Source organism: Flavobacterium sp., assembly GCF_044339515.1.
GTDB lineage: Bacteria > Bacteroidota > Bacteroidia > Flavobacteriales > Flavobacteriaceae > Flavobacterium.
This window is the reverse complement of sequence record NZ_JBIIVK010000028.1, coordinates 1-26506: the sequence shown is the minus strand read 5'-3', so window position 1 is coordinate 26506 and position 26506 is coordinate 1. Positions and strand designations below refer to the sequence as shown.

The following is a 26506-nucleotide window of genomic DNA, read 5'->3' as shown; positions in this document are numbered from 1 at the left end:
TTTAATGTTGAAACATTTATTTATATTTTTTTTACTTTTAAATACTCTAGTAAGTTTTTCCCAGTCACTCACAGGAACAATTTCAGACACCCTAAACAATCCCCTTGAAAGTGCAAACGTAATAGCCAAACCTCTCCAACAAAACGCATCCATAAAATTTGCAATCGCCGACAATAAAGGGAGATACAAACTTGAATTAGAAAAAGACGTTCGTTATGAATTTCGTGTTTCGTATATCGGTTTTATGGAAGAAACTTTTATCTATGAACCAAATTCCGAAATCAAAACCCATGACTTCAAACTCAAACCTACCGGAATTGATTTAAAAGAAGTAATCATCAACCACAAATATGAACCCATTGTCATCAAAAAAGATACGTTGGTATATGATGTCAAAGCATTCACTACCGGTAACGAACGAAAATTAAAAGATCAACTTGAAAAACTGCCCGGTGTGGAGGTAGATAAAGACGGTGGCGTAACTGTACAAGGAAAAAGAGTCACTAAGTTTTTAGTAGAAAACAAATCTTTTTTTGGTGGCGGTACCAAACTAGGTGTCGAAAACATTCCCGCCGATGCCGTGGATAAAGTGGAAGTCATCGACAATTTCAACGAAGTAGGCTTCCTCAAACAAGTTTCCGATTCCGAAGATTTGGCCATGAACATCAAACTCAAAGAAGACAAAAAGAAATTTGTTTTTGGCGATGTAGAAGCCGGTGCCGGAAACGATTCCTATCATTTATTGCATGCCGCTTTGTTTTATTATTCCCCAAAAACCAATTTGAGTTTTATTGGCGATATCAACAACATAGGAAAACAAACATTCACTTTTCAAGACTTAATGCGATTTCAAGGCGGAGTAAGTAGCTTTATTTCCGGCAGAAAATCGCTAACCAATCTTTATTCGTTTACCTCAGAGAATAAAGATGTGGTAGAAAATAAATCGCAATTCGCTGCCTTAAATTTTAGCCATGAACTTTCCAAAAAATTAGATGTTTCCGGTTTTGCTTTGTTTTCAAAATTGTTCACTGCAACACAAAACGAAACAGCGTTAGAATACCTTCAAACCGAAACGCTCGAAACCCGAACACAAAATGGCAACAACCGTTCGTTGTTAGGTCTTGGAAATATTAAACTTGATTATACAACAAACAATGACGAAAAATGGTATTACAATGCACAATACCAATCGAGTGCAAATGATGCTTTTTCGTTACTCAATTCGGTATCATTAAACAATCAAAATACATTTGAAACTCTACGTGAAGCAGATAATTCTTCGGTAAAACAATATATAGAATGGCATAAATCCATTTCAAAAAATCATACCACAACTTTAGTAGTGAATCACGCTTTTGAAAATAATGTACCTCAGAATCAATGGTTAACCAATCAGCCCTTTTTAGCCGGATTAATTCCGTTGGAAGAAGATGAAAACTATCAAATTGCTCAACTGAAAAAGGTAAAATCCAACTCAATTGATGCATTGTTTAAGCATTATTGGGTTTTGAATAATTTCAACCACATTTATACGAATGTTGGAAATAATTTTGGGACCACTGCTTTGCAAACTTCCGAACGACAATTTTTATCCAATGGAACAATCAACGATTTTGAAGAAAATGGTTTTGGAAATGACATCGATTACCGTTTAAATGATGCTTTTATCGGAATTGAATATAAATTTAAAATTGGAAAATGGACGAATAAACCCGGCATTTACGGACATTGGTATCAATTGAAAACCAAACAATTTGAAGAAGACATAAATCATTCAACGTTTTTACTTCAACCACAATTTAACAGCGAATATGAATTTAATCAATCCGAATCGTTGAAGTTTAATTACCGATTAGTCAATCAACTTCCGGAAGCTTCACAATTAGCAGAACGATTCACTTTACAAAGTTATAATTCCGTTTTTCGAGGAAATGCTTTGTTGAATAATGAACGCTACCATTCGGCAATTCTGAATTATTCTAAAATGAGTATGTACCGTGGTTTGATGGTCAATGCTTTTGCAAATTGGAATAAAAAAGTAAAAACCATCCGAAATACAGTTGAATTAGATGGAATCAATCAGTTTACGATGCCAATTCTAACCGATAATCCGGAAACCAATGTCAGAGTAGGTGGTTCAGTTAGTAAAAAGATCTATCGATTTAATCTTCGGTTAAACACTTCTTTATCATGGTTTGATTACATTCAGGAAGTCAACGGAATTGAAACGGCCAATTCCAGAAACAATCAAAATATAGGTTTAGAACTTAGAACAGCACATAAAAGTTGGCCATTCGTAAAAGTGGGTTTTAGCAAAGGCTTCAACACATTTAGCGGAATCACTTCATCCAAATTTGAAACCAATCAGTTTTCGGCAGAAATTGATCATGAAATTATCAAAAACATTTCCTTTAAAGCCGATTATGAAGCATTTACCAATTTGAATTTCACCAATCCAAATACTTTTTTTGAAATTGCCAATGCTTCGTTAACTTATCAAAAGAAAAACAGTCCGTTTGGGTTTGAATTTATGGTTTCCAATCTTTTAAACAATCAAACCAAAAATCAAAATACGTTTTCAGATTTTCTGATTAGTGAACAGTCGACGTTTATTTTGCCACGAATTTTTCAATTTGTTGTGCGGTATAAATTGTAAGTTAGTCAATTAGTCGATGTGGTAATTATTTCTGCCAAACCACCATTCAAATAATCTTACTATATTTGTTTAAACGCTGTTTTCTTTTGTTTTTAAAGGAATACTTTCTCACTTTAAATAAGATCATCTGTTTATGACAACTGCCCTTGTGTTTTTACTTTTAATCGGTTTTGCCATTTTTGCCATCAATACCAACCAAAAAAAGAAAGTAGAACATTTTCCACCCAATTGGCATAATTTGCTTTTGAAGCATGTGGCATTTTACGATGACTTATTGCCGGAAGAACAAAAACGTTTTCAAAATCGAATGATGATATTTTTAAGCGAAGTCCACTTGGAAAGCGTTGGTTTTGAATTGAACGATTTGGATAAAGTGTACATTGCTTCCAGTGCCGTGATTCCGGTTTTTAATTTTCCTGAATGGCATTATCGAAATTTAAGTACGGTATTGGTTTATCCCGATCATTTTAATGAAGATTTAGGTTTTGCTCAAAACGATAAAGACCGTAAAATTGGCGGTTTGGTTGGCACCGGACGTTTTGAAAACCAGATGATTCTCTCCCGAAAAGCGTTGCACGAAGGTTTTTCCCCTCATTCACCTAAACTCAACACCGGAATTCATGAATTTGTGCATTTGATTGATAAACTCGATGGCAGCACCGATGGCGTTCCCGAAGTGTTACTGCAAAAACCTTACGTTATTCCGTGGCTTAAAATTATTCATGAAAAAATGGAGGAAATCAATAACAATGAATCTGATATCAGACACTATGGTGGCACCAACCAAGCCGAATTTTTAGCCGTAGCCGCCGAATACTTTTTTGAAAAACCCGAACAAATGAAAAAGAAACACCCGGATTTATATCAAATGTTGGAGGTTTGTTTTTTTGGGAAATGAAAAATTCACCTCAGTATTAACTTACCTACAAACAAACACCTGCTTTTCTGAATCATCGGTAAATGGGCTTTCTTCAAAGTCGCCAAATTTGTGGAGAATAGAAAAACCACATCGTTCCAAATAGGCATCTAATTCTTGCGGAAAATACAATCTAAAATCCAAATTTTGAACCGAGTCAAACGCTCCATTGATAAAATAATGCCATTCAATGCGGTTAATCTGCGTTTTACTTTCATACTGCATGGTTTGCTTGATGACAACCGCTCTTCCGTCTTGGGTGGTGTAGGAAGCAATTTGTTGTTGTTCTTTTTCGGCTTCAACGATGTAGCGAATATTGGGATTAAAGCAATCCAAAAGTAACAATCCATCTTCTTTCAGATGGTTTTTAATGCATTGCAACGCCTGAAACAAATCGTCATTTTGATATAAATGATGGATGGAATTAAACGGAATAAAAATCAAATCGAATTTCTCCTGCAAATCCAGCGTTCGAATATCGGCTTCAATGAACGGAATCGTCAACCCGGCTTCCAAGGCTTTTGTTTTGGCTTGTGCCAGCATGGAAGGCGTAAAATCTACTCCGGTAATGGCATACCCTTCTTTGGCAATAGGAATCGTAAGTCTGCCGGTGCCACAGCATAACTCCAAAATTTTAGCTTCTTTGTGCTTTGGTAACCACTTTGTGTAAAAAGGCAAATCGGCGAGGTTGCTGTTCATTCCGTCATAAATATATGCGTCATATATTAAATTGCCTACGGTATAGTTGGTGGTCATTTTTGTTGTTTTTGATTATATATTTATTGTAATACTAAGTTTTCACTAAAATACTTAAAATAAGCGAAGTTTAAAAAAAGAGTTATATAATCTATAAATACAAAAAACCTTTGTCAATTTTCACTGACAAAGGTTTCTATTTTCTCTTAAACCAAATTGCTTAAAGTGTCTCTGCTTTTTTAGAAGCACAACACGCTTTTTTTTCACCGGATGAGCATGATTTTTTTTCTTCCGCGGTGTTTTCTTTCGCTGCTTCTTCTTTTTTCGCTTTCTTTTTCTTTTTGTCTTTGTTAAAAAGCATTGCTTTGTCGGCAGTGTTCACTACATCAGATACTTTATAGGTTTTTCCGTCGGCTGCATTTTCTACGGTTTGCACTAATACTTCCGGAGTAAGAACGTTCGCATCATATTCAATAGTGGCTTTTTTGGCTTCAAAATCAATTTCTGCTTTTTGAACACCATCTAATTTGGCTAATTTTTTTTCTAAATGTCCTGCACAGCCCACTTCGCAGTGCATACCTTCTACGGTGAACGATGCTGTAGCCAATTGAGCCGGTTGTTGAGCCGCTTCTGTAGTTGCTGTTGAATTTTCTGTGTTTGTTGTTGCTTCGTTTTTGCAACCGACCATCATCAATGTTGTGAAAGCGATGGCCGCGATGGTTTGGGTGAATTTCATAAGTATATTGTTTAAAATGAGTGAAATAAATTTTATTTATACGACATTACAAAAATAACATTTTTTTCGCTTTTTATTTGCCAAAATTAACGGAGTTTTGTGACGCGAAAACATCAACCATGGAAAACAAAAACTTACGATTCGTTTATTTAGCTATTTTGGCCTTGGTTTGGGGTAGTTCTTTTATCCTCATCAAACGGGGATTGACCGGTTTAACCCCTTTTCAGTTGGGCTCGTTGAGAATGGTTTTTGCCGGGTTATTTTTATTGCTTATCGGATTCAATAGTTTAAAGCAAATTCAGCTTCGGCATTGGAAATACTTGGCTTTAACGGCCTGTTTTGGCACGTTTGTTCCGGTGTATTTATTTTCTTATGCTCAAACGGAAATTAGTAGTACGATTAGTGCGATTCTCAATTCACTCACGCCGTTAAACACCTTATTGCTCGGTATTTTATTGTTTAAAATTGATTTTCAACGCCGGCAGATTTACGGTGTATTTTTTGGATTAGTTGGAAGTGCTTTGCTCATTTTGAATGGAGCCGCCACGCATCCCGAACAAAACTACAGCTATGCCATTTTGTTAATCATTGCTTCGGTTTGCTATGCGTTAAATGTGAATTTTATTAATCGCTATTTAGCTGATTTGAGTCCGCTAAGCATTACAACGGGAAATTTTGTGGTGATGTTAGTCCCCGCCTTTACAGTACTTTTTTTCTCCGGTTTTTTTGAGGCGGTTCAAGTAGAAAAAACACAAGATGTTTTGATTTATATTGCCATTTTAGGTGTTGTAGGAACTGCTTTGGCGAATATTTTGTTTTATAAATTAATCAAAATATCATCGCCTGTTTTTGCTTCTTCGGTAACGTACTTAATTCCTGTAGTGGCCTTTTTTTGGGGATTAATTGACCATGAAGGGTTAACTCTCATCCAGCTGTTGGGTGCTGCGATTATTATGTTTGGGGTGTATCTTTCGGCTAAGAAGTGATTTTTTCTTTTTTTTGCCACTAAGACACAAAGGTTCTAAGGTTTTTATTTATCATCAAGTTACAAAGTTTTTTAAGATGATTTCTTTGTGGCTTACTTTCTTTGTGGCAAAAAACTTTGTAGTTAAAAAAAAAGACTGCCATTGCTGACAGTCTCTTTCAAGAATTATTTTGTTAACTGATTATTGAAAATCAGCTTCGCTCACACCTTCGTTAACTTTGATATCGCTGATTTTGATGTCTAAATCAAAACCTACGTTCATCACATAATTATAAGGAATTTTTACACCTTTTACATCTCTGTAATCTTTATAGGTGATAACACTGTTTCCTTGTGGTGTAGCAGTTACATCAGCCACTTTTAGTCCGGAAGCAACATCATAATAACTGGTTGTTTTACCGTTTACAATTGCATAGCATTCCTTTCCATCTTGGCTTTCGATTCCTTTTAAGGTGATTCCCTCTTTTTTAAGTAAGTTCACTTCAGGAAACGGATGAGCAGAAGCTTTCATGTCTTCCAACATTTCACCTTCTAAATTCATTTTTTGCCCTTGTTGAGCCATGTATCCGGTGTTTCCGTTTACTACTTGTTTCATCATGCTCATTCCGCTCATGGTTAATTCAACTAAGATTTTACCATTTGCATCCGTTTTGTTGATATATGTTAATGGAGCGGGAGCACCCGGAACATTAGTTGTTCCTGTTAAGAATAATGATTTTACATCACCAACTGCCTTTTGTCCTCCTACAGCGGTAATGTATTTTTCTAAAACAGATTTTGCGGTTACGTTAGCACTTACCTTTTTTTCTTCCGGTTTTTCAACTTTATTTCCATATTTATCAAAATAGAAAATAGGAATGTTTAGTTTTTCAAGGCCGGGTAATGCGTCGGCTGCTTTACTGACAATAACAACTCTTAAATTATCCGCTAAGAAATACTTTTTGGAAACTCTCAAAATATCATCGGCAGTTACTGCATTGATATTTTTGATGTAGTTTTCGTAGAAATCTGCTGGTAAAGCTTGGGTTTTGGTTTGCAATGCATAACGAGCTACAGTAGTAGGTTTTTCAATATCCATTACAAATTTTCCAATATAACCGGCTTTTACGTTTTTCAATGTTTCTTCAGACACTTTTTCAGTTCGGATGCGTTTGATTTCTTTTAAGATTTCAACCACGGCACTGTCTGTTACTGCATTTCTCACTTGAGTAGATGCACTAAAGTTTGAGGTGTATTTGTTTCCTCTTAAGCCTGAACGAGCACCATAGGTCCAACCATGAGCTTCTCTCAAATTCATGTTCAAGTAACTGTTAAAATCACCACCCAAGATTTGATTGGCTACAATTGCAGCAAAATAATCTTTGTCAGTCATTTTTAAGTTAGTGATGTGAACTGCAGCAATTTCTGATTGCACTGCATTGGGAGCATCTACAAAGTTAATTTGTGTGTATTGCACATCTTTCGGGTCTGAATATGAAACTTGCGGAGCAACGCCTTTTTTCCAAGTGCCGAATAATTTTTCAACATTTGCTTTTACTTCGGCAAATTTGACATCTCCAACAATAACTAAATAAGCATTTTGTGGTGTGAAATAGGTAGCATAGTTTTGACTAACATCAGCTAAAGTAACTTTGTTAATCGTTTCTTCGCTTAAATATTCTCCGTTAGGATGATTTTTCCCATAGGCTAAAACTCTTTGAACACGGCCGGCAATTGATGGTACGCTTTTTTCATCCGCTTTTAAACCTTCTAATAACTTTGCTTTTTCTTTATCAAATTCTTCTTGTGTAAATACAGGATTTAAAGCACCATCGGCCATTAATTCCATGATTCTTGTGGAATATTTTGAAAGACCACTTGCAAAAGCTCCGTTTGATCCAAAATTAATATTTGCACCTAAGAAATCAACTTCTTCGTTAAATGCATTTTTTGAAATGGTTTTTGTTCCATTCCCAATTAAGCTACTGGTTAAATCTGAGACACCTTTTTTAGCTCCTTCTGCATACGGAGCATTATCAATGGTCAGGTTGTATGAAACTCTGGGAAGTTTGTTGTTTTCTACGACCAAAACTTTTAATCCGTTTTTTAATTCAAAAGTTTGTGGCTTACCAATATTAATTTTGGGTGCCGGACCCGGTTTTGGTTGAGGTCTGTCTTGTGCTTGCATAGAAAGTGAAATAAACAAGCTCGTTGCTATAATGACTATTTTTTTCATGTTGATATCTTAATTTTGAGCTTTATCTGATTTAGGAGCGTAATCTAATAGTAAACGTTGGTTTGGGTTAAGGTACTTTTTAGCAGCCTCTCTAATTTCTTCTCTTGTGATAGAGCGGTAAATGTCAATTTCGGTATTAATTAAATTAACATCGCCATATAACATGTGAAAAGTAGCTAAGTTACCCGCAATTCCTTCTACAGAGGCATTGCTGTTTACATATTGATTCTCATAAATATTTTGAAGTTTTTGGAATTCCTTTTCAGAAATTAAATCCGTTTGTAGTTTTACAATTTCTTGGTCAATTTCTGTCATTAAAGTTTCCGGTGTAGTTCCACCCATCGGAAGTCCGTATAAAATGTACATTCCGTAATCTTCTTGACTAAAGTTGAATGCACCTACTTGTAGTGCCATTTTTTTGTCATCTACCAATTTTTTGTACAGTCTCGAAGATTTTCCGTCTGATAATAATGTTGAAATCATATCCAGAACTCTCGCATCTTTTGTTTTCATCGAAGGGGTTCTGTATGAAGCCACTGCCATCGGAATTTGGATGTTCGGGTCTTCAAAACGAGCTTTTATGGTTTGAGATATAGGAGCTTCTTCAATTTTTTCTCTGGTTACAGGAGCACCTTTTGGAATTGAGCCAAAATATTTATCAATCCAAGCTCTTGTTTGAGCAGGGTCAAATTGTCCCGCAACAACCAAGGTAGCGTTGTTTGGCACATAATATTTTTTGTTAAATGCTTGGAATTCTTCTAAAGTAGCGGCATCCAAATGTTCCATTGAACCAATGGTCGTCCAACGGTAGGGATGCTTAACAAACATATTCTTTTTAACTTCACCAATTAAATTTCCATAAGGTTGGTTGTCCACACGAAGACGTTTTTCTTCTTTAACTACTTCGTTTTGTGTTTCAACACCAATTTGGTTAATCACAGGGTGTAATAAACGCTCTGATTCCATCCATAGGCCTAACTCAAGATTGTTTGATGGGAAGATTTCATAGTAATACGTTCTGTCATCAGTAGTATTCGCATTGTTAGTTCCTCCGTTTCCGGTTACAATTTTAAACCATTCTCCACGTCCGATGTTTTTTGTTCCTTCGAATAAAAGGTGCTCAAAAAAGTGAGCAAATCCTGTTCTTTCCGGATTTTCATCTTTTGCACCTACGTGATACATTACTGAAGTGATTACAACCGGAGCAGAATTGTCCTGGTGTAAGATCACATGCATTCCGTTATTGAGCGTGTAATGTTCAAACTCTACTTTTTGAGCAGAAACTGTACCTCCAAGCATAAGAACTGAACTTAAAGCCATTAAAGATTTTTTCATAAAAATTAGTTATTTATTTTTTGCGTTTGAAATAGGTATGCAATTTCGTGATTTTGTTACACTTTTTTTAAATTTTCATCAAAAAAATCAATTAACCCAGCTATTATTTTTTTGCTTTGAATATATTTTGAAGTTTAAGTTGTATGATTCATAATAAGTTGTATATTTGCAAACTCAAAAAATTAATTAAAACATATTGTTATGTACGCAATCGTAGAGATAGCAGGGCAACAATTCAAAGTAAGCAAAGACCAAAAAGTATTTGTTCACCGTTTAGCAACAGAAGAAGGAAACAAAGTTTCTTTTGACAAAGTAATGTTGTTGGATGATAACGGAACAGTTACTATAGGCGCCCCCGCTATAGAAGGAGCTTCAGTTGAAGCCAAAGTGTTACAACACTTAAAAGGTGATAAAGTAATCGTTTTCAAAAAGAAAAGAAGAAAAGGTTACAAAAAGAAAAACGGTCACAGACAGTCATTGACGCAAATCGTTATCGAGGGAATCAGTGCTTCTGGAAGTGCACCAAAAAAGAAAGCTGCGAAAAAAGCAGAAACCACAGAAGAATAATTAACATTTAAAACTTAAACATCATGGCTCACAAGAAAGGTGTCGGTAGTTCCAAGAATGGTAGAGAATCAGAATCGAAACGTTTAGGCGTTAAGATTTATGGTGGTCAAGCAGCTATCGCAGGAAATATCATTGTAAGACAAAGAGGTTCTAAACATAATCCGGGAGAAAACGTTTACATTAGTAAAGATCATACTTTGCATGCAAAAGTTGACGGAGTTGTTAAGTTTCAGAAAAAAGGTGATAACAAATCATTTGTATCTGTTATTCCTTTTGAAGCATAATTAGGATTTACTTCAAAATATAAAACCCATTTCGAGAGAGATGGGTTTTTTTGTTTCATACAACTTTAATTTTTCAAACAAAAAACCCCCACTTTTCAGCAAGGGTTCTGTTATAATACTATTTTCTATTAGTATCTGTAGTATTCCGGTTTAAACGGTCCTTGAACTTCAACACCAATATAGGCTGCTTGTTCTTGGTTTAAAGTTTCTAGTTCAACACCTAATTTCTCTAAGTGTAACGCGGCTACTTTTTCATCTAAATGTTTTGGTAACATATAGACTTCGTTTTTGTAAGCGGCACTGTTGTTCCACAATTCAATTTGAGCCAAGGTTTGGTTAGTGAATGAATTACTCATTACAAAACTTGGGTGACCCGTAGCACAACCTAAGTTAACCAAACGACCTTCAGCTAAGATGATAATGTCATTTCCGTTAATGGTATATTTGTCAACTTGTGGTTTGATTTCAATTTTTGAATCACCGTGATTTTGATTTAACCAAGCCATGTCGATTTCATTGTCAAAATGTCCAATGTTACAAACAATGGTTTTGTCTTTCATTTGTTCAAAATGTTTTCCAACCACTATGTCTTTATTTCCTGTTGTTGTAATCACAATATCTGCAGTTTTGATCACTGAATCTAATCGTTTTACTTCAAATCCGTCCATCGCCGCTTGTAAAGCACAAATTGGGTCGATTTCAGTTACGGTTACAATTGAACCGGCACCTCTGAATGAAGCAGCTGTTCCTTTTCCAACGTCACCATAACCACAAACGATTACTCTTTTTCCGGCTAACATAATGTCTGTTGCACGACGCACAGCATCAACCGCTGATTCTTTACAACCGTATTTGTTATCAAATTTCGATTTAGTAACCGAGTCATTTACGTTGATGGCAGGAATATGTAATGTTCCGTTTTTCATTCTTTCGTATAAACGGTGAACGCCCGTAGTCGTCTCTTCAGAAAGACCTTTAATTCCTGCAATCAATTCAGGATATTTATCAAAAACCATATTCGTTAAATCACCACCATCATCCAAAATCATGTTCAATGGTTGTCTGTCTTCTCCAAAAAATAAGGTTTGTTCGATACACCAATCAAAATCAACTTCGTTCAATCCTTTCCAAGCGTACACTTGGATTCCGGCAGCAGCTATAGCAGCAGCAGCATGATCTTGTGTTGAAAAAATATTACATGAACTCCAAGTAACTTCTGCACCTAAAGCGATTAATGTTTCAATTAAAACAGCCGTTTGAATGGTCATATGCAAACATCCTGCAATACGAGCTCCTTTTAATGGTTGGCTATCTCCATATTCTTTGCGAAGAGCCATTAAGCCAGGCATTTCCGCTTCGGCTAGTTCAATTTCTTTTCTTCCCCAAGCGGCAAGTGAAATATCTTTCACTTTATACGCTACAAATGGCAATGTTTGTGTACTCATTTATAAAATAGTTATATTAGCTAAAAATTTTTTGCAAATCTACGGAATAGCTTAGGAAATTAAAAACCTTTTTGTGTTTTTTGTGATTTGTTTAGATGACTAACATTTTGAATTACAATTTGATAAATACATTTCCACAATGCCATTTTACCAAAGAATTAATGTTGACGATAAAACAGCGGTTTTTATTTGGAAGATAACAGAATCGTTTGATGATTTATTTCGTGAAGTTTCACTAAAAGATACTTCATTAGCCAGATTGGAAGGGATGAAGTCTGAAAGTCATCAAAAGGGTTTTATCGCAGTTCGAATGCTATTGCAATACAATGGCTATACCGATTTTGATTTATATTATGATGAATTTGGTAAGCCACATTTGAAAGATGGTGTCAATATTTCCATTTCACATTCTTTTGGTTTTTCAGCGATTATTTTATCCGATAAAAATGTAGGAATCGATTTAGAACTTCGTCGTGATTTGGTCAAAAAAATTGCCTACAAATTTGCAGAAGAAAAATTTGTTTATGAATGTGAAAATAATCCAACCGAATTCGTTAGTAAATTAACCGTCATTTGGGGCGTAAAAGAAGCCGTTTTTAAAGTTCGAAACGAAATCGGAATAAGTTTTAAAGACCACATTTTTGTTCGTCCGTTTGAAATGTCTAACCAAACAACAACCGCTTTATTGGATTTTAATTCGGTAGAAAGAGAATTTTTGGTTTACTTTACCGAAATTGAAAATTACACCTTAGTTTGGCTTTGGGAAACGAAATAATGCAAAAAATCTACCAAGATATACTAGTGGCAAAAGCCCAGAATAAAAAATTAACAGCTATTTTATTAGATCCTGATAAGATTGAAATGGACAATTTGACTCTCTTAATTGAAAAGATAAAAACAAGTCCGGCTACACATATTTTTGTAGGAGGAAGTATTGTTGAATCAAATAAAACCGATGAATTAGTACTTTTTTTAAAAGAAAGAGTCGAATTGCCAACATTACTTTTCCCGGGAAATCCATCTCAAATTTCACTTCATGCGGACGGAATTTTATTTTTGAGTTTATTATCAGGAAGAAATCCTGACTATTTAATCGAACATCACGTGAATGCTGTTCCGATTCTAAAAAAATCAAACTTGGAAGTCATTTCAACCGGATATCTTTTGATTGAAAGTGGTGGACAAACAGCTGTTGAAAGAGTCAGTCAAACCAAACCATTAGACAGAAATAAACTCGAAGTTGTTTGTCAAACAGCTAAAGCAGGTGAATATCTTGGTAATAAATTGATTTATTTGGAGGCCGGAAGCGGAGCACAATTAGCCGTTCCGTTGAAGATGATTACAGCCGTTTCAAAAGAAATTTCAATTCCATTGATTGTTGGTGGAGGAATTCGTTCGAAAGAAGCGATTCAAGCTGCTTTTAATGCCGGTGCCGATTTAGTTGTAATCGGTACTGCTTTTGAAAACGATAGTAATTTTTTTAACTACAGTTAATATTTACCCACAAAATATTCCTCAAATTTGCCAAATCTGAATACCAAAAGATGATTGAATTTCTTTTTTCTCAGTATAAAAACTATTCGTATACCGATATTTCACTTGAAATAATTGCGGTCGTTTTTGGGTTGTTAAGTGTTTTGTATTCCAAAAAAAACAATGTCTTAGTTTTTCCAACAGGAATCATCAGCACAGGAATTTTTATATATTTATTATGGAAATGGGAGTTGATTGGCGATATGACGATTAATTTCTATTATACAATCATGAGTGTTTACGGTTGGTATCACTGGACCAGAAAAAAAGAAGGGAAAATAGAGTTTCCAATTTCTTGGATGAATCAAAAGGAAAAGAAATGGGCCGTTTTACTTTTTGTATTTACCATTATTTTTATCGTTATAATTTACAAGTTTTTTGATAAATTTACAAGTTGGACAGCTTATGTGGACACATTCACTACCGGTTTGTTTTTTGTAGGAATGTGGCTTATGGCCAAACGAAAAATTGAGAATTGGATTTTTTGGATTGTTGGTGATATTATTTCTATTCCTTTGTATTTTTATAAAGGCTATACAATTACCAGTATTCAGTATTTTATATTTACAATAATTGCCTTTTATGGCTACATCGAATGGAAGAAAATCTTAAACAGCAACCAACAAGCATTGTAAAAATTGCTATATACGGCCCTGTAAGTACAGGTAAAACTACCTTGGCAAAACAATTGGCAGAGCATTTCAACACCATTTGGATTCCTGAATTTGCCCGTGATTATCTTCAAAATAAATGGGATACATCAAAAGAAACTTGTCAACAATCCGATTTAATCCCAATTGCCATTGGTCAAACAAAATTAGAAAATGAAGGATTGTCAAAGGCGAATAAAATTTTGTTTGCCGATACAAATTTAATGGTGACCAAAGTTTTTTCGGATATTTATTATGGTGCAACGGATCCAATTTTGGAAAAAGCAGCAAAAAAGCATAAATATGATTTGTTTCTATTAACCGATGTTGATGTTCCTTGGCAAAAAGATGACTTGCGAGACAGTCCTCATCATAGAGAAGAAACGTTGCGAATTTTTGAGGAGAATTTAATTCATTACAACAAGCCTTATCTAAAATTATCCGGTTCAAAAGATAAAAGATTTCAAAAAGCTGTTGCCTTAATTTCAACCCTCTTGGAAGCAAAAAAAATAGAGATGAATTCTTTTGATTTTATTCAGTTAAACCAGAGAGAAATTAAATTAGAACTTATAAAAAATCAGATTGGGTTTTTAACTAATGGTATTCAAGCAGTACAATTGGAACGCCCGGCCAAACTTAATGACGGAATCGAATCGTTGTCGATGGAGGAGGCAACTTATTACGCCAATTTTTTTGACGAAAAACGAAACCATTTAAAACTAAAAAAGTTTGTTCCTGCTTCGGGTGCTGCCAGTAGAATGTTCAAATTTTTGAGTGAGTTTTTACAGGATTATAAATTAGGGGAAGAATCGATTAATGCCTACATCAACCGAAAAAAAGCAAAAAATTTATCACTTTTTTTGATTGGCTTAGATAAGTTTCCATTTTATAAAGAAGTGATTAAACAATTAAAAAATCAGTATCCGGACTTTGATAACTGGGGATACGATAGCAAGCACTATGCGTTTATAAAAACACTTTTGTCTAAAAGTGAATTTGATTTTGCAAATAAACCCAAAGGAGTTTTACCCTTTCACAAGTATTCTTCTCATGTTGCCACTCCGATAGAAGAGCATTTAAATGAAGCCGTAGCCTATGCTTCTTCCAATCAAAAAGCACATTTGCATTTTACAGTATCAGAAGAACACCAGTCTGATTTTGAAAAAATTGTAGAAAAGGTAAAGACGAAAATTGAAACGGCTTCCGAAACAGAAATTAATGTTTATTATTCCTATCAAGATAAATCAACAGACAGTATCGCACTTGATTTTGACAATAATTTTTTTAGAGAAGATAATGATAGTCTTATTTTTAGACCGGGCGGACACGGTGCGTTAATTCAAAACTTGAATAGTTTGGATGCAGATGTCATTTTTATTAAAAACATTGACAATGTCATTCAAAATCATATTGAAGAAATTTCATTATATAAAAAGGCACTTGCCGGGATTTTATTAGATAAACAGCAACAAATTTTTGAATACTTAAGATTGCTTGATGAAGATAATGCAACTAAAGAAACGTTGGATGAAATTGTTGTTTTTATTCAATCAAAATTACATTTTGAAGTGGTAGAGGACTTTTCAAAGTATACCAAAGAAAGTAAAATCGATTATCTTAAAAATTATTTAAATCGGCCTATTCGCGTTTGCGGAATGGTAAAAAATGAAGGCGAACCCGGTGGAGGCCCTTTTTGGGTGCGAGATAAAAAAGGTTTGGTTTTCTTGCAGATTGTGGAATCTTCTCAAATTGATGAAAAAGATGCCAATCAAATGAAAATACTTACAAATTCTACTCATTTTAATCCAGTTGATTTAGTGTGTGGAATCAGAAATTATAGAGGTTCTAATTTTGATTTAACCGAATTTGTTGACCATAGCAGCGGTTTTATTGTACACAAAAACAAAGGGGGAAAAGAGCTAAAAGCCTATGAATTGCCTGGTCTTTGGAACGGTGCTATGGCGAAATGGTTAACCGTTTTTGTTGAAGTACCATTGATCACTTTTAATCCAGTAAAAACAGTAAACGATTTATTAAAAATAGCTCACCAACCGCAGTAAAATGGATACTGAAAAAATCATAAGTGAACTTTCTTTTAAAGCTGTCAGAAGCAGTGGAGCAGGAGGGCAAAACGTAAATAAAGTTTCGTCCAAAGTGGTTTTGTCTTTTGATTTGCTTAATTCACAAAGTTTTAATGATGATGAAAAAATACTCCTTTCAGATAAATTAAAAACAAAGGTAACTTCTGACGGAATAATTATTTTAAACTGTGATGAAGACCGAAGTCAACTCAAAAACAAAGAGATTGTTACAAAACGTTTTTTAAAAATCATTCAAAATGCTCTGATTATTCCTAAAGAAAGAAAACCAACAAAAGTTCCCAGAGCGGTAGTTGAGAAACGAATCAGTGAAAAACGAATCGCTTCTGAAATTAAACAAAACAGAAAAAGACCTGATGTTTAAAAAGCGTAAAAGGTAAATTGTTTTAGGTAAGGCATAAATTTTACATATTATTGGATTTTTTTGAAACTACTAATGATATTGATTTTTGAATTTGCTATTGCCATTGAAATTCTTTTACTACCTTTGCCCCGTCTCAAAGGGGTGCTCTAAATAACGAGCTGAGATCATACCCAACGAACCTGGAACAGGTAATGCTGTTTAGGGAGAAGACAAAAAAATAAAAGTGCACGTTTATTTTGCTGTCAAGAGTATCAATTTTAATTTTTAACCAAGAATAATTACCCCTTTTATTCGTAATCTTTTACGAATGAAAACTTTATTCAACATTCGCCTTTATGGCACAAAAATGCTTAGCAAATATTGCTTTGCTGGTTTTTTTCTTTTTTCTTTTATAGGTTTTTCTCAGGAAACTCCTAAAGATAGTCTAAAAAATATAGATCTTAAAGAAGTAACTGTTTCATCTGTGCGTGCTAATGAAAAAAACCCTATTACTTTCACGAACGTTTCAAAGGAAGAAATTGCACCCAGAAATTTAGGTCAAGACATTCCTGTTTTGTTACAGTATTTACCATCCGTAGTAAGTACAACTGATGCTGGAAATGGTATAGGTTATACTTATATGCGAGTTCGGGGTTCAGATGGTTCCCGAATCAATGTCACGATAAATGGTATTCCGTATAATGATAGCGAGAGTCATGGAACTTTTTTTGTAAACTTACCTGATTTTGCATCTTCTCTAGAAAGTGTTCAGCTGCAACGAGGCGTTGGGACTTCAACCAATGGAGCAGGTTCATTTGGTGCTAGCTTGAATATGCAAACTAAATCATTTCAAGAAAAATGTTACGCTGAAATTGCTAATTCATTCGGAAGTTTTGACACTAGAAAGCATACACTTTCTTTTGGAACAAGGTTGCACAACAATTTAGAATTGAACGGACGAATTTCTAACATTGCATCAGATGGTTTTATTGACCGAGCATCTTCCTCTATGTTTGGCTATTTTTTCAATGCAAATTATGTAACAGAAACAACTTTAATTAAATTGTTAGCTTTTGGTGGAAAAGAAAAAACGTATCAAGCCTGGAATGGAAGAGATAACGCTCCTTTGTCAATTTTAAGTGCTACCAATCCGAATTATATATTTGGTAACACTTTTAATATTTCTGGAATTAAAACAAATGAAAATGGAAATATTGAAGGTTTTCATAATAATGAGATTGATAATTACAGGCAAAATCACTTCCAATTACATTGGACTGAAAAATGGACTGAAAAATGGATTTCAAATATTGCATTACACTATACCAAAGGGAAAGGGTATTTTGAGCAATATGTTGATGATTATTACTATTCTAATGTTCTTTTTAGTGGTGACTCACAATTAAGCTTTTTAGGTCTTCCGGATATAACTATTGATGGTAACACCATTTCTAGTATGGATTATATAAGAAAGAGATGGTTAGACAACGTATTTTTTGGAAGCACATTTTCATTAAATTATCGGAACAACAAAACAGATTTATTAATCGGAGGAGCTGTCAATCGTTATTTGGGATTACACTACGGAGAAGTAACTTGGAACCAATATAATTTTAGCAATATTGGTCGATATTATGATAATTATGGCAATAAGGATGATGTTAATTTTTACGCCAAAATTACTCATAATATTGACTCTAAGTTAAGTCTATTCACAGATATGCAATACAGAATGGTGTTTTATGATGCAACCAGTTTTAGATTTGAGGATGTTAATGATACTTTTCGATTTTTTAATCCCAAAGCTGGATTGAATTACCAGTTGGATTCAAAAAATTTATTTTACGGTTATTTTGGCGTTGCCAACAAAGAACCTCGAAGAGACGATTATGAAAACGATGCAACAAAACCAGAACGATTGTTTGATTATGAATTAGGTTGGAAATACAATTCTAAAAAAGTCAGATTTACTGCAAATGCATTTTATATGCGTTATGTAGATCAACTGGTATTGACGGGAGCTTTAAATGATGTTGGAGCCCCAATATTTACCAATAGTGGTAATAGTTACCGCTTAGGGTTAGAAATGGAATCTGTATTTAGTTTAAGTGAAAAGTTTTTAATTAGTCCAAATTTTACCATAAGTCAAAACAAAAACCAAGATTTTATTTTCCAAAGAGATGGAATCTTGCAAAATTTAGGTTCAACAAACATTGCTTTTTCACCCAATTTTATTGCTGCAAATCGTTTGACTTACATTCCTGTAAAGAATTTACAACTTTCATTTTTATCAAAATATGTAGGTGAACAATTCATGGGGAACATTGATGCAGAAAGTTCAAAATTAGAGGCTTATTTTGTCAACGACCTTAATATTTCATATGAAATTAAGATGACAAAAATTTTCAAAGCCATTCAATTCAACGCCTTAATCAATAATATTTTTGATTTGGAATACGAAAGCAATGGTTATTTTTACACCTTTGATGATGATTTTTCATCACCGGGAACTATCACAACCATTGAAGGAGCAGGGTTTTATCCTCAAGCCGGAATTAATTTTTTGGCAGGAGTGACACTTTTGTTTTAGTGTAAAAAAGTAATCCTGACTTTTGGGTCAGGATTGCTTTCTAATTGTATACTCTTACTATCGGACCGTTTACTTCTGTTCGGTAACGTTTCATCGGAAATTCTAAACCTTCGCCTCCCAAACCGGTAAACAAGTTATATGATTCTTCGTCACAAGGGCAAATTGCGTTTGTTCCGGAAATGGACATCGTAGAACAAGAACTCAAAGCCTGATTAGGACAAGCGGCATCAAACGCATTATATCCGCTCCCGGTATTAAAAATGATAATTCCTCTTACACCGGCATTTCCTTGTGTAATTAAAACACCGTTTCCGGCAAATTTTAAAGAACTATAAAGAGGTAAATCAGTATTTATATCCACCGAAAAAGTGTAATTTGGGATATTAGGATTAAAGTTATTAAAGCGTTCGTTTTCACATCCCGAAACGAAAATAGTAGCAATTAATAACAAAACAATTTTTTTCATTTGAATTATTTTTCGTTTAGCAAATTTAAATTAATTACCTTTGAGAATCCCTATAAAGGAATAAATTTTCAAATATTTAAAAATTATACTATCTTTGTAGAAAGGAATCCTCTCAAAGGGGATTTTTTCTATTTTATATAACGATAAAAATTACGATTTTATATAGCAAAGTTCATCTTTTATGAATTTTTGAAAAAAATTGAATTGCATTAAAACACATGAAGTTATGAGTACAGTTTCGTATTACACCGCAGAGGGTTTAAAAAAATTAAAAGAAGAATTAGAGCAATTAAAACATATTGAGCGTCCAAAAGCATCGCAAGCCATTGCTGAAGCAAGAGATAAAGGCGATTTATCTGAAAATGCAGAATATGATGCCGCCAAAGAAGCACAAGGCTTGTTAGAAATGCGAATTTCTAAAATGGAAGAAATTTATTCCAATGCCCGATTAATAGATGAGTCTCAACTTGATCTTTCCAAAGCATTGGTGTTGTCTAACGTAAAAATAAAGAATCAAGCTAACGGTATGGAAATGAAATACACGTTGGTTGCCGAAAGCGAAGCTGATTTGAAAACCGGTAAAATTTCAGTCACATCTCCCATCGGAAAAGGATTGTTAGGAAAATCGGTTGGTGATGTAGCCGAAATTACAGTGCCAAACGGTGTTTTAAAATTCGAAGTGTTAGAAATCTCAAGAGATTAATTTTTTGAAAATTTAACCAAATGGCAAGTATTTTTACCAAAATAATCAACGGCGAAATTCCATGTTATAAAATTGCTGAAGATGAGCAGTTTATAGCTTTTTTAGATGTGAATCCGAACGCTATTGGTCATACGCTTTGTGTGCCAAAACAAGAAATCAACAAGATTTTTGATATGGAAGAAGACCATTATTTGGCTTTAATGAGGTTTTCCAGAAAAGTGGCGGTGGCTCTCGGGAAATCGATTCCTTGCAAACGTGTTGGAATGAGTGTAATTGGCCTAGAAGTTCCGCATGTTCACGTTCATTTGATTCCATTGAACGAAATGGATGAGGTTCGGTTTCAAAAGAAAGTAACGTTAACCAAAGAAGAATTTGAATTAACACTGGAGAAAATAAAGATTGAATTATAAAAACAAAATCCCGATGAACTCGGGATTTTTTGATTTATGTCTTTGTTAAAACCATGTTAGCCGGGATTATAAATGGAGTTTGATCGCTTGGGTTACAATTTCTACCCCAATCTATATTTGTTCTATTCCAATTTATCTGTTCAACACCATTCGTATTTGAATATATCAAATTAACATCACCCATTATTCTTCTGCCACATGGATTAGAACTTGGTTCGTCAAAAAATATAGAAAAACCATCAAAAGCAAAAGCTCCACTCGTACTTAAAGCAAAATCATCATTATTGATATTGTAAATATCAATACCATTCAATCTATATTGATAATTACCAACTAACCTGTCTGTATAAATCGTAATTTTAGTATTTGCAACTGGTGTTTCTCTAACTGCAGTATGTTTAGTAAAAGTGATTTTAAAATAATGTCCTCCATTTGTATATTCCCAACTTCCCACATATTTGTTTAAAAGATGGTTAACATCTTTGTAGTAAACATGCTTTGGTTGATTGGGTTCATAGAAAGTTTCAATAGGTCGTTCAACAATTTGTGCAGAAAGTGTCACTGCACTAAAAAGAAATAAAAATAGGCTTACTATTGTTTTCATAATAAAAAAAAGCGGCTTTCATTTATATCAAAAGCCGCTATGGCTTGAATCTACAGTTATAAGGTTTGGTTTATATTTTTGTTAAAACCATATTGGCTGGAATTCTAAATGGAGTTTGATCACTCGGATTACAATTTGCTGCCCATTCTACATTTGTTCTGTTCCAACCGATGGTTTCAATACCATTCGTATTTGAATATATTAAATTAACATCACCCATTATTCTTCTGCCACATGGATTAGAACTAGGTTCATCAAAAATAATGTAAAAACCATCAAATCTAAAAGACCCCATATCAACAGTTGCAAAATAATTATTAGTCACATTGTAAACTTCAAGGCCATTCAATTTATACTCATAATGGCCCACTAGTTTATCTGTGTAAATGGTTGTCTTAGTATTTGCAATGGGTGTTTCTCTAACTTGGGTATGTTTAGTAAAAGTGATCTTAAAATAATGTCCACCATTTGTGTATTCCCAAGTCCCTACATATTTGTTTAAAAGATGGTTTACATCCTTATAGTAAACATGATTTGGTTGATTGGGCTCATAAAAAGTTTCAATGGGTCTTTCAATAACCTGAGCAGAAAGTGTCACTAAGCTAAAAAAGAATAAAAATAGGCTTGATATAGTTTTCATAATAAATAAGGTTTTAGTTTTGTTTTGTCCAATTATAGTTGTCATTGTTGTTTTCAGGGTGTGGAGCATAATAAAAATCGATACCCCAAACCATTTTTTTTATAAAATTCACAAAGTTTTGAAACAAAAAATCTTTAAATTCACTATCTGAACAAGTTCCATTACACTGTTTACGGGATTCGACAACAACTTGAAGATGATAAGCGTTTACAAAAGCTCTTTTATTTTCTGAATTAGAATAGTAACTATCAAACTCTTGAATTTCAGTACGGTTATTAACCCGTAAAGCATGAACGCTATCTTCTGATACCATTATAAAAGTGATGTTGTTGTTTTCTGGAGAACTAGGGTTTAAGTTGTTTTTTTGAATAAAAAAGCCAACCATACTCGCTTTCATCAAACTTGACCAATTCATTTTGTTTTGTGTTATTCAAGAAGAACAAACAATAATCGTTAATAATTTTACCATTTTGATGAATTTTTAATTTCCACGTTTGGTATTCTCCAATTTTGAATCCATTAAGAAAATCAATAAAATAATCCTTAAAAACATTAAACCAACTTGGAATCATAATAACATTGAGATAGGTTGTCTGTTTTGCTTTTTTTTCTAAAAAAGGTTCAGGTAATTTGAAGGCAAAATTAATTTTGCCTTCAAATGGAATAAAATCACTTTGTATATCTCCAATAATTCCCTCAGTACTCTGAAATTGAGTCCCAGTTTCTTTTGTGTTCAAAGAATTATAATTCAATTTATAATATTTCATTTTTACGGATATTGAATTAGATTTGCTATTTGTTGCAAATTCTTATTCAGATTTTGAATAATCTAATATATAACCTTTATTCTTTTGTCCATTTCTTCTATTTCCTGAAATGCAAAACCAGTAAATCTTTTTTCTTCAATAGCATTTTTTAACCTTTCAGAAACATAATATCCTAAACCTGTCATCGGCATATTTGCTAACCTTAAAATATCATTTTCTTGTTTTGAAAAATCTAATACAAGTTCGTGAGCAAGTAAAAAAGGAGGAGTAGTGTGCTTTTTCAATTCTGCATGATAATCTTCATAATTGTAAAACTTTACAACTTCACCGATACTATTTCTCATAACCCAGTCTTCATTAATTTCAAATTTCGATTTTTCAAAATCAATAATCTCCTTTTGACTTGGGTAAGAAAGATGAAATAAAGAATAATCTTTTAGAAGCTGCTTTTTATGATGAACATCTATACTCCAAGATTGAAAATCTGCTATTTTAAAATCTTTTAAAAAATCTATAAAATAGTTCTTTAAAACTAAAAAAACAGAATAATCAATAGAAACTACCGAAAGGTGGGTTGTTTCTTTTGCCTTACTTTGCAAAATCGGTTCGGGCAAAGTAAATTGTCTTTGAATCGGTTCGTCAACACCAAATCGAAATTCATTAAAATCAAGAATATTCTTAGCTGAAAGTGCCTGTGGATATATTCCTATTTCTCTTGTATTTATACTCTCTTTACACCAATAGTATTTCATTTTTCTAATTAATTAGATTTGCAATTTGTTCAAATTCTTATTCAGATTTTGAATAATCTAATATATAATCTTTATCCTTTTATCCATTTCTTCTATTTCCTGAAATGCAAAACCAGTAAATTTTTGTTCTTCTATATATCTTTTTAATTTTTCTGATACAAAATAAAATCCACCAACAATTGGAATATCACTAATTCTAAATATATCATATTTTAATATAGATAGATTTAATTGTAAATGAATAGGTTTAATGTCAAAATATTTGTCAATAAGTTCCTTCCTTTTTATTGAAAATTCATCTTTGTTTTTAAAATTTAAAGTTTCTCCAACGTACTTCCAATCATTTGATTTTCCAACATAAAAAAGGGTGTTTTCAAAATCAATAACTTCTGATTTAACAGGTTTAGTAATATAAAATAATTTATAATCATCAAAAACATCACCTTTCCAATGAACCTTTATATCCCAATCCTGAAATTCTCCAACATTAAATTCTTTAAGAACATTAACAAAATAATCTCTAAAAACAATAAACCAACTCGGTATCATGCCTACATAAAGACGTGTTGTAGGTATAGCTTTCTTTTCCATAAATGGTTCAGGCAATTTGAATGCAAAATCAATTATGCCTTCATCTGGTATAAAATCTTGTTGAATATCCCCAATAATTCCTTCAACACATTGAAATTGTGTACCTGTCTCTTTTATATTCGAGCTCAATTGTTGTAATAAATAATACTTCATTTTATGGATAACTTATTAAGTTAGCTATTTGTCCTAGATTTTTATCTTGATTGTTTTCAATCAAATTTCTTAAATAAGAACTAAAATCTGTAAGTTTTTGATAAGATAATTGAGGATTTGGATTACCAACACTTAAGGTAGTCAAAATTTGTCCAATTTTATTGTTATAAATATCATGCCCTGTCAAATGATTTGTAGAATTTAGTGGAATTCCATTGATAAAATCATTCATGTGCCAAGCATCACCGGATTTTGCCGCCTTTTGAATTATTGACCAGTTTCTAAACTCCCAAGGAATTAAATGATGTGCATGCTGTCCGTTTGATGCAAAAGAGCCAAGACCTAACACTTTTCTTAGTTGAGCCCTATCGCCAAAAGAAATTATATTAGAAGTTATTTTCCATACTAAAACCTCATTTGATGCTATGTTAGTTGCTGCATTATAATAATTTCTTGCCTTAAGACCAAACTTAGTTGCAGTAGAACCATAGCCAACAATTGGTAGTGCACTTGCAAAACTTAAACTTGCGTTCAATGTATCGCCATTAAGTGAATATAATACACCATTGACTAAATCAGCAGGCTCTCCAAAAAAAGGAACTAATCCTAAAATATCTAGCCCCAAATGAATAGCTTCTCTTAGAGTTTCCAAATATAATTTTTCCTCTGACCAAGTAGGGTTTAATGTTTTTAATATTATATATTTAACTTGTAATTTTATTAAGAAAAGCTCATGATTTTCTTCACTTAAACTACTCAAGTCTAAATCTACATAAGGATCGATTTGGTTAAGATAGTTATTGTTTAATGAATTATCTAAACCATGATTTTTTGTTATAATAATTAAATTAACTAAATTCGGAACATCTGCTTGGTTAGGTTCTGTTCTAGCTATATCAATTAACTCCAAAATAAACGCCATCGCTTCTGCTGAAACGACATTATTCGGCGAATTTTGATTAAAGTAATCCAATAGTGCATTTTTTGTTTGTTGTGATGCATTATTCCACCATGTCTGTTGAGTAGGATTTAAAAGATTATAAAGCCTAACTTCTCTTTTGTCAATCGTTAGTATAGGAGTTGTAATAATCGGGGTGCCGTCTCCAATACTTAAACTAGGGTCTGTTACATTACCATTACCATTACCATTACCGCCTCCGCCAGTGTTAGGGTTTCCTGTATTGGAATTTCCGGGATTTCCACCTGTTGAAGAACTTCCGCCTCCTCCACCTCCTCCACCTGACCAACTACCGCCACCAGGATTATAACCGGAATTATCTCCTCCTGAATCATTGCCTCCTCCGCCTCCTCCTCCAGTCAAACATCCTTCATCAATAACCATGATTACATATTCAACTTCATGCCAACCACCAACGCAAGTTGTTCTTAAAGGACCTCCGTTAATACCTGTATCGATAATTGTTTCGCCATACGCATTCGTGCAATACCCAACTGTATAATTTTGCATTGAAACACAATCTGCACCATTACCGGTAATTGAAAACCTAGCATAACTGCTTACATCCGTGATAGCCGCTGGACTTTTGTCTTCTATAACTTCATTATTAGCCAACTTGGTTAACTCTTCTTGAGAAAGTAGATACTCAGTTATAAATGCTTTATAACTACCATCTTCTTTAGAGTTTAATACCAAATTTTCAATTTTAGACATTTCGGCGTCATTAATAATTCTAAAGGTTATAGAATGTTTTCCATCTTTTTCTGTAATTAAGATATTTGTGGTGTCAATAAAAACGCCAAAATCTTCATTATAAACACCTCTTTGTAATAAAGAAGGGTTTATTTTTGAACGTGATTCTTTTAATTTTTCAAAAGCAGTTCGATTAAGTTTTAACTCACTAAAACTGATTTTCTTTACTTGATAATCAGATTGATTTTGAGTTGTTTCATTTAAGGTTTCAAACTCTTCCTTTTCACATGAAACAGTGTGAAGAGTTAAAACGACAGTTACTAAGACAAAAAATAGTGATTTTAATTTTTTAATGGCTTTTTTCATAATAATAATAAAGTAGGTTAAAAATTCATTTTTGGCAAATGAGTTAAAACCAATCATGATGTTCCTATTATCTCAACGAAAGAAAAAGCCTGCAGTACTTTCTTTTTTTTGAAAATTGTGAAGATTCATAAAAAAATTGATTTTAGCTCAATTATTTATGATTAAATTTGTTTTTGCTAAGTAAGAAAATTATTTTAAAACGACAAAATATTTTTTAGTTCTAAATTATTTTATTGATTGTCCGTTATTAGTCATAACCCTGTAATGCTTGCTATCACTAGCCTGTCGAATAATTTTTCTTCAAAATACCGTCTATTAAGCTTGTAAACGAACTCATTTAGGTATAATTGTAA

At 33.3% G+C, this 26506-nt stretch carries 26 protein-coding genes, 1 pseudogene and 1 riboswitch; of the genes and pseudogenes, 13 read left to right on the top strand and 14 right to left on the bottom strand.

The annotated features are described in order from the left end of the window. Positions 1 to 4: 4 nt before the first annotated feature. Together ACIQ0M_RS09095 and ACIQ0M_RS09090 are read left to right on the top strand one after the other, a co-directional pair. Positions 5 to 2656, top strand: coding sequence for a carboxypeptidase-like regulatory domain-containing protein (locus ACIQ0M_RS09095; protein ID WP_396151535.1), 2652 nt, complete (start codon positions 5 to 7; stop codon positions 2654 to 2656). 133 nt (positions 2657 to 2789) lie between these two features. Further along, a complete protein-coding gene (locus ACIQ0M_RS09090) occupies positions 2790 to 3554 on the top strand; it encodes a zinc-dependent peptidase (protein ID WP_396151534.1) in 765 nt (254 codons plus the stop codon). 21 nt (positions 3555 to 3575) lie between these two features. Here the strand turns inward: ACIQ0M_RS09090 and ACIQ0M_RS09085 are convergent, their stop codons facing one another. Both ACIQ0M_RS09085 and ACIQ0M_RS09080 read right to left on the bottom strand, forming a co-directional pair. After that, the gene (locus tag ACIQ0M_RS09085; RefSeq protein ID WP_396151533.1) at positions 3576 to 4328 is read right to left on the bottom strand and encodes a class I SAM-dependent methyltransferase; all 753 of its coding nucleotides are present in this window, start codon (positions 4326 to 4328) and stop codon (positions 3576 to 3578) included. Between the two features lie 160 nt (positions 4329 to 4488). After that, positions 4489 to 5004: a heavy-metal-associated domain-containing protein gene (locus tag ACIQ0M_RS09080; RefSeq protein ID WP_396151532.1), complete on the bottom strand. Its 516-nt coding sequence runs from the start codon at positions 5002 to 5004 to the stop codon at positions 4489 to 4491. 119 nt (positions 5005 to 5123) lie between these two features. Between ACIQ0M_RS09080 and ACIQ0M_RS09075 the strand changes: the two genes are divergently transcribed. After that, complete coding sequence (locus tag ACIQ0M_RS09075) at positions 5124 to 5990, top strand: DMT family transporter (protein ID WP_396151531.1); 867 nt, start codon at positions 5124 to 5126, stop codon at positions 5988 to 5990. Between the two features lie 180 nt (positions 5991 to 6170). Here the strand turns inward: ACIQ0M_RS09075 and ACIQ0M_RS09070 are convergent, their stop codons facing one another. Beyond that, positions 6171 to 8204 carry a M16 family metallopeptidase gene (locus tag ACIQ0M_RS09070; RefSeq protein ID WP_396151530.1) on the bottom strand — a complete coding sequence of 678 codons (2034 nt, stop codon included), beginning with the start codon at positions 8202 to 8204 and terminating at the stop codon, positions 6171 to 6173. 9 nt (positions 8205 to 8213) lie between these two features. Beyond that, positions 8214 to 9539 (bottom strand): M16 family metallopeptidase, encoded by a 1326-nt coding sequence (locus ACIQ0M_RS09065; RefSeq protein WP_396151529.1) that lies wholly within the window; start codon positions 9537 to 9539, stop codon positions 8214 to 8216. 201 nt (positions 9540 to 9740) lie between these two features. Here ACIQ0M_RS09065 and rplU point away from each other — a divergent pair, with 201 nt between their 5' ends. Next, entirely contained in the window at positions 9741 to 10106 is a 366-nt protein-coding gene (gene rplU, locus ACIQ0M_RS09060) for a 50S ribosomal protein L21 (RefSeq protein WP_396151528.1), read from the top strand. 23 nt (positions 10107 to 10129) lie between these two features. Next, complete coding sequence (gene rpmA, locus ACIQ0M_RS09055) at positions 10130 to 10390, top strand: 50S ribosomal protein L27 (protein ID WP_129463393.1); 261 nt, start codon at positions 10130 to 10132, stop codon at positions 10388 to 10390. 128 nt (positions 10391 to 10518) lie between these two features. Here rpmA and ahcY read toward each other — a convergent pair whose 3' ends face one another. Next, entirely contained in the window at positions 10519 to 11835 is a 1317-nt protein-coding gene (ahcY, locus tag ACIQ0M_RS09050) for an adenosylhomocysteinase (RefSeq protein ID WP_396151527.1), read from the bottom strand. A gap of 139 nt (positions 11836 to 11974) precedes the next feature. Between ahcY and ACIQ0M_RS09045 the strand changes: the two genes are divergently transcribed. The 6 genes from ACIQ0M_RS09045 (at position 11975) to ACIQ0M_RS09020 (ending at position 19050) form a co-directional block, all read left to right on the top strand. Continuing rightward, the gene (locus tag ACIQ0M_RS09045) at positions 11975 to 12610 is read left to right on the top strand and encodes a 4'-phosphopantetheinyl transferase family protein (RefSeq protein ID WP_396151526.1); all 636 of its coding nucleotides are present in this window, start codon (positions 11975 to 11977) and stop codon (positions 12608 to 12610) included. Continuing rightward, positions 12610 to 13329 carry a geranylgeranylglyceryl/heptaprenylglyceryl phosphate synthase gene (locus ACIQ0M_RS09040; RefSeq protein ID WP_396151525.1) on the top strand — a complete coding sequence of 240 codons (720 nt, stop codon included), beginning with the start codon at positions 12610 to 12612 and terminating at the stop codon, positions 13327 to 13329. The genes ACIQ0M_RS09045 and ACIQ0M_RS09040 overlap by 1 nt, the downstream gene beginning before the upstream one ends. 50 nt (positions 13330 to 13379) lie before the next feature. Beyond that, a complete protein-coding gene (pnuC, locus tag ACIQ0M_RS09035) occupies positions 13380 to 14003 on the top strand; it encodes a nicotinamide riboside transporter PnuC (protein ID WP_396151524.1) in 624 nt (207 codons plus the stop codon). Next, complete coding sequence (locus tag ACIQ0M_RS09030; RefSeq protein WP_396151523.1) at positions 13964 to 16078, top strand: DUF4301 family protein; 2115 nt, start codon at positions 13964 to 13966, stop codon at positions 16076 to 16078. Before pnuC ends, ACIQ0M_RS09030 begins: the two co-directional genes overlap by 40 nt. A 1-nt stretch (position 16079) precedes the next feature. Further along, positions 16080 to 16481, top strand: coding sequence for an alternative ribosome rescue aminoacyl-tRNA hydrolase ArfB (gene arfB, locus ACIQ0M_RS09025; protein ID WP_396151522.1), 402 nt, complete (start codon positions 16080 to 16082; stop codon positions 16479 to 16481). 127 nt (positions 16482 to 16608) lie between these two features. Next, positions 16609 to 16704: riboswitch (TPP riboswitch) on the top strand. Positions 16705 to 16788: 84 nt separating this feature from the next. After that, a complete protein-coding gene (locus tag ACIQ0M_RS09020) occupies positions 16789 to 19050 on the top strand; it encodes a TonB-dependent receptor (protein WP_396151521.1) in 2262 nt (753 codons plus the stop codon). Positions 19051 to 19090: 40 nt separating this feature from the next. On the opposite strand, the gene ACIQ0M_RS09015 is transcribed toward ACIQ0M_RS09020, so the two are convergent. Then, positions 19091 to 19516, bottom strand: coding sequence for a hypothetical protein (locus ACIQ0M_RS09015; RefSeq protein WP_396151520.1), 426 nt, complete (start codon positions 19514 to 19516; stop codon positions 19091 to 19093). Positions 19517 to 19742: 226 nt separating this feature from the next. Here ACIQ0M_RS09015 and greA point away from each other — a divergent pair, with 226 nt between their 5' ends. Together greA and ACIQ0M_RS09005 are read left to right on the top strand one after the other, a co-directional pair. Then, positions 19743 to 20219 (top strand): transcription elongation factor GreA, encoded by a 477-nt coding sequence (gene greA, locus ACIQ0M_RS09010; protein ID WP_396151519.1) that lies wholly within the window; start codon positions 19743 to 19745, stop codon positions 20217 to 20219. 20 nt (positions 20220 to 20239) lie between these two features. Beyond that, on the top strand, positions 20240 to 20629 hold the full coding sequence (locus ACIQ0M_RS09005; RefSeq protein WP_396151518.1) for an HIT family protein: 390 nt from the start codon (positions 20240 to 20242) through the stop codon (positions 20627 to 20629). A 34-nt stretch (positions 20630 to 20663) separates the two neighbouring features. On the opposite strand, the gene ACIQ0M_RS09000 is transcribed toward ACIQ0M_RS09005, so the two are convergent. The 8 genes and pseudogenes from ACIQ0M_RS09000 to ACIQ0M_RS08965 form a co-directional block, all read right to left on the bottom strand. Next, complete coding sequence (locus tag ACIQ0M_RS09000; RefSeq protein ID WP_396151517.1) at positions 20664 to 21233, bottom strand: DUF6705 family protein; 570 nt, start codon at positions 21231 to 21233, stop codon at positions 20664 to 20666. Positions 21234 to 21303: 70 nt separating this feature from the next. Further along, positions 21304 to 21873 (bottom strand): DUF6705 family protein, encoded by a 570-nt coding sequence (locus tag ACIQ0M_RS08995; RefSeq protein ID WP_396151516.1) that lies wholly within the window; start codon positions 21871 to 21873, stop codon positions 21304 to 21306. A 13-nt stretch (positions 21874 to 21886) separates the two neighbouring features. Continuing rightward, positions 21887 to 22186: a hypothetical protein gene (locus ACIQ0M_RS08990; RefSeq protein ID WP_396151515.1), complete on the bottom strand. Its 300-nt coding sequence runs from the start codon at positions 22184 to 22186 to the stop codon at positions 21887 to 21889. A 31-nt stretch (positions 22187 to 22217) separates the two neighbouring features. Then, a complete protein-coding gene (locus tag ACIQ0M_RS08985) occupies positions 22218 to 22640 on the bottom strand; it encodes a hypothetical protein (RefSeq protein WP_396151514.1) in 423 nt (140 codons plus the stop codon). 62 nt (positions 22641 to 22702) lie between these two features. After that, positions 22703 to 23392 (bottom strand): hypothetical protein, encoded by a 690-nt coding sequence (locus ACIQ0M_RS08980; protein ID WP_396151513.1) that lies wholly within the window; start codon positions 23390 to 23392, stop codon positions 22703 to 22705. A gap of 57 nt (positions 23393 to 23449) precedes the next feature. Next, a complete protein-coding gene (locus ACIQ0M_RS08975) occupies positions 23450 to 24136 on the bottom strand; it encodes a hypothetical protein (RefSeq protein ID WP_396151512.1) in 687 nt (228 codons plus the stop codon). 1 nt (position 24137) lies between these two features. Next, on the bottom strand, positions 24138 to 26210 hold the full coding sequence (locus ACIQ0M_RS08970) for a hypothetical protein (protein WP_396151511.1): 2073 nt from the start codon (positions 26208 to 26210) through the stop codon (positions 24138 to 24140). Between the two features lie 194 nt (positions 26211 to 26404). Further along, positions 26405 to 26506 (bottom strand): annotated as a pseudogene (locus ACIQ0M_RS08965) (IS1595 family transposase); the annotation flags it as partial.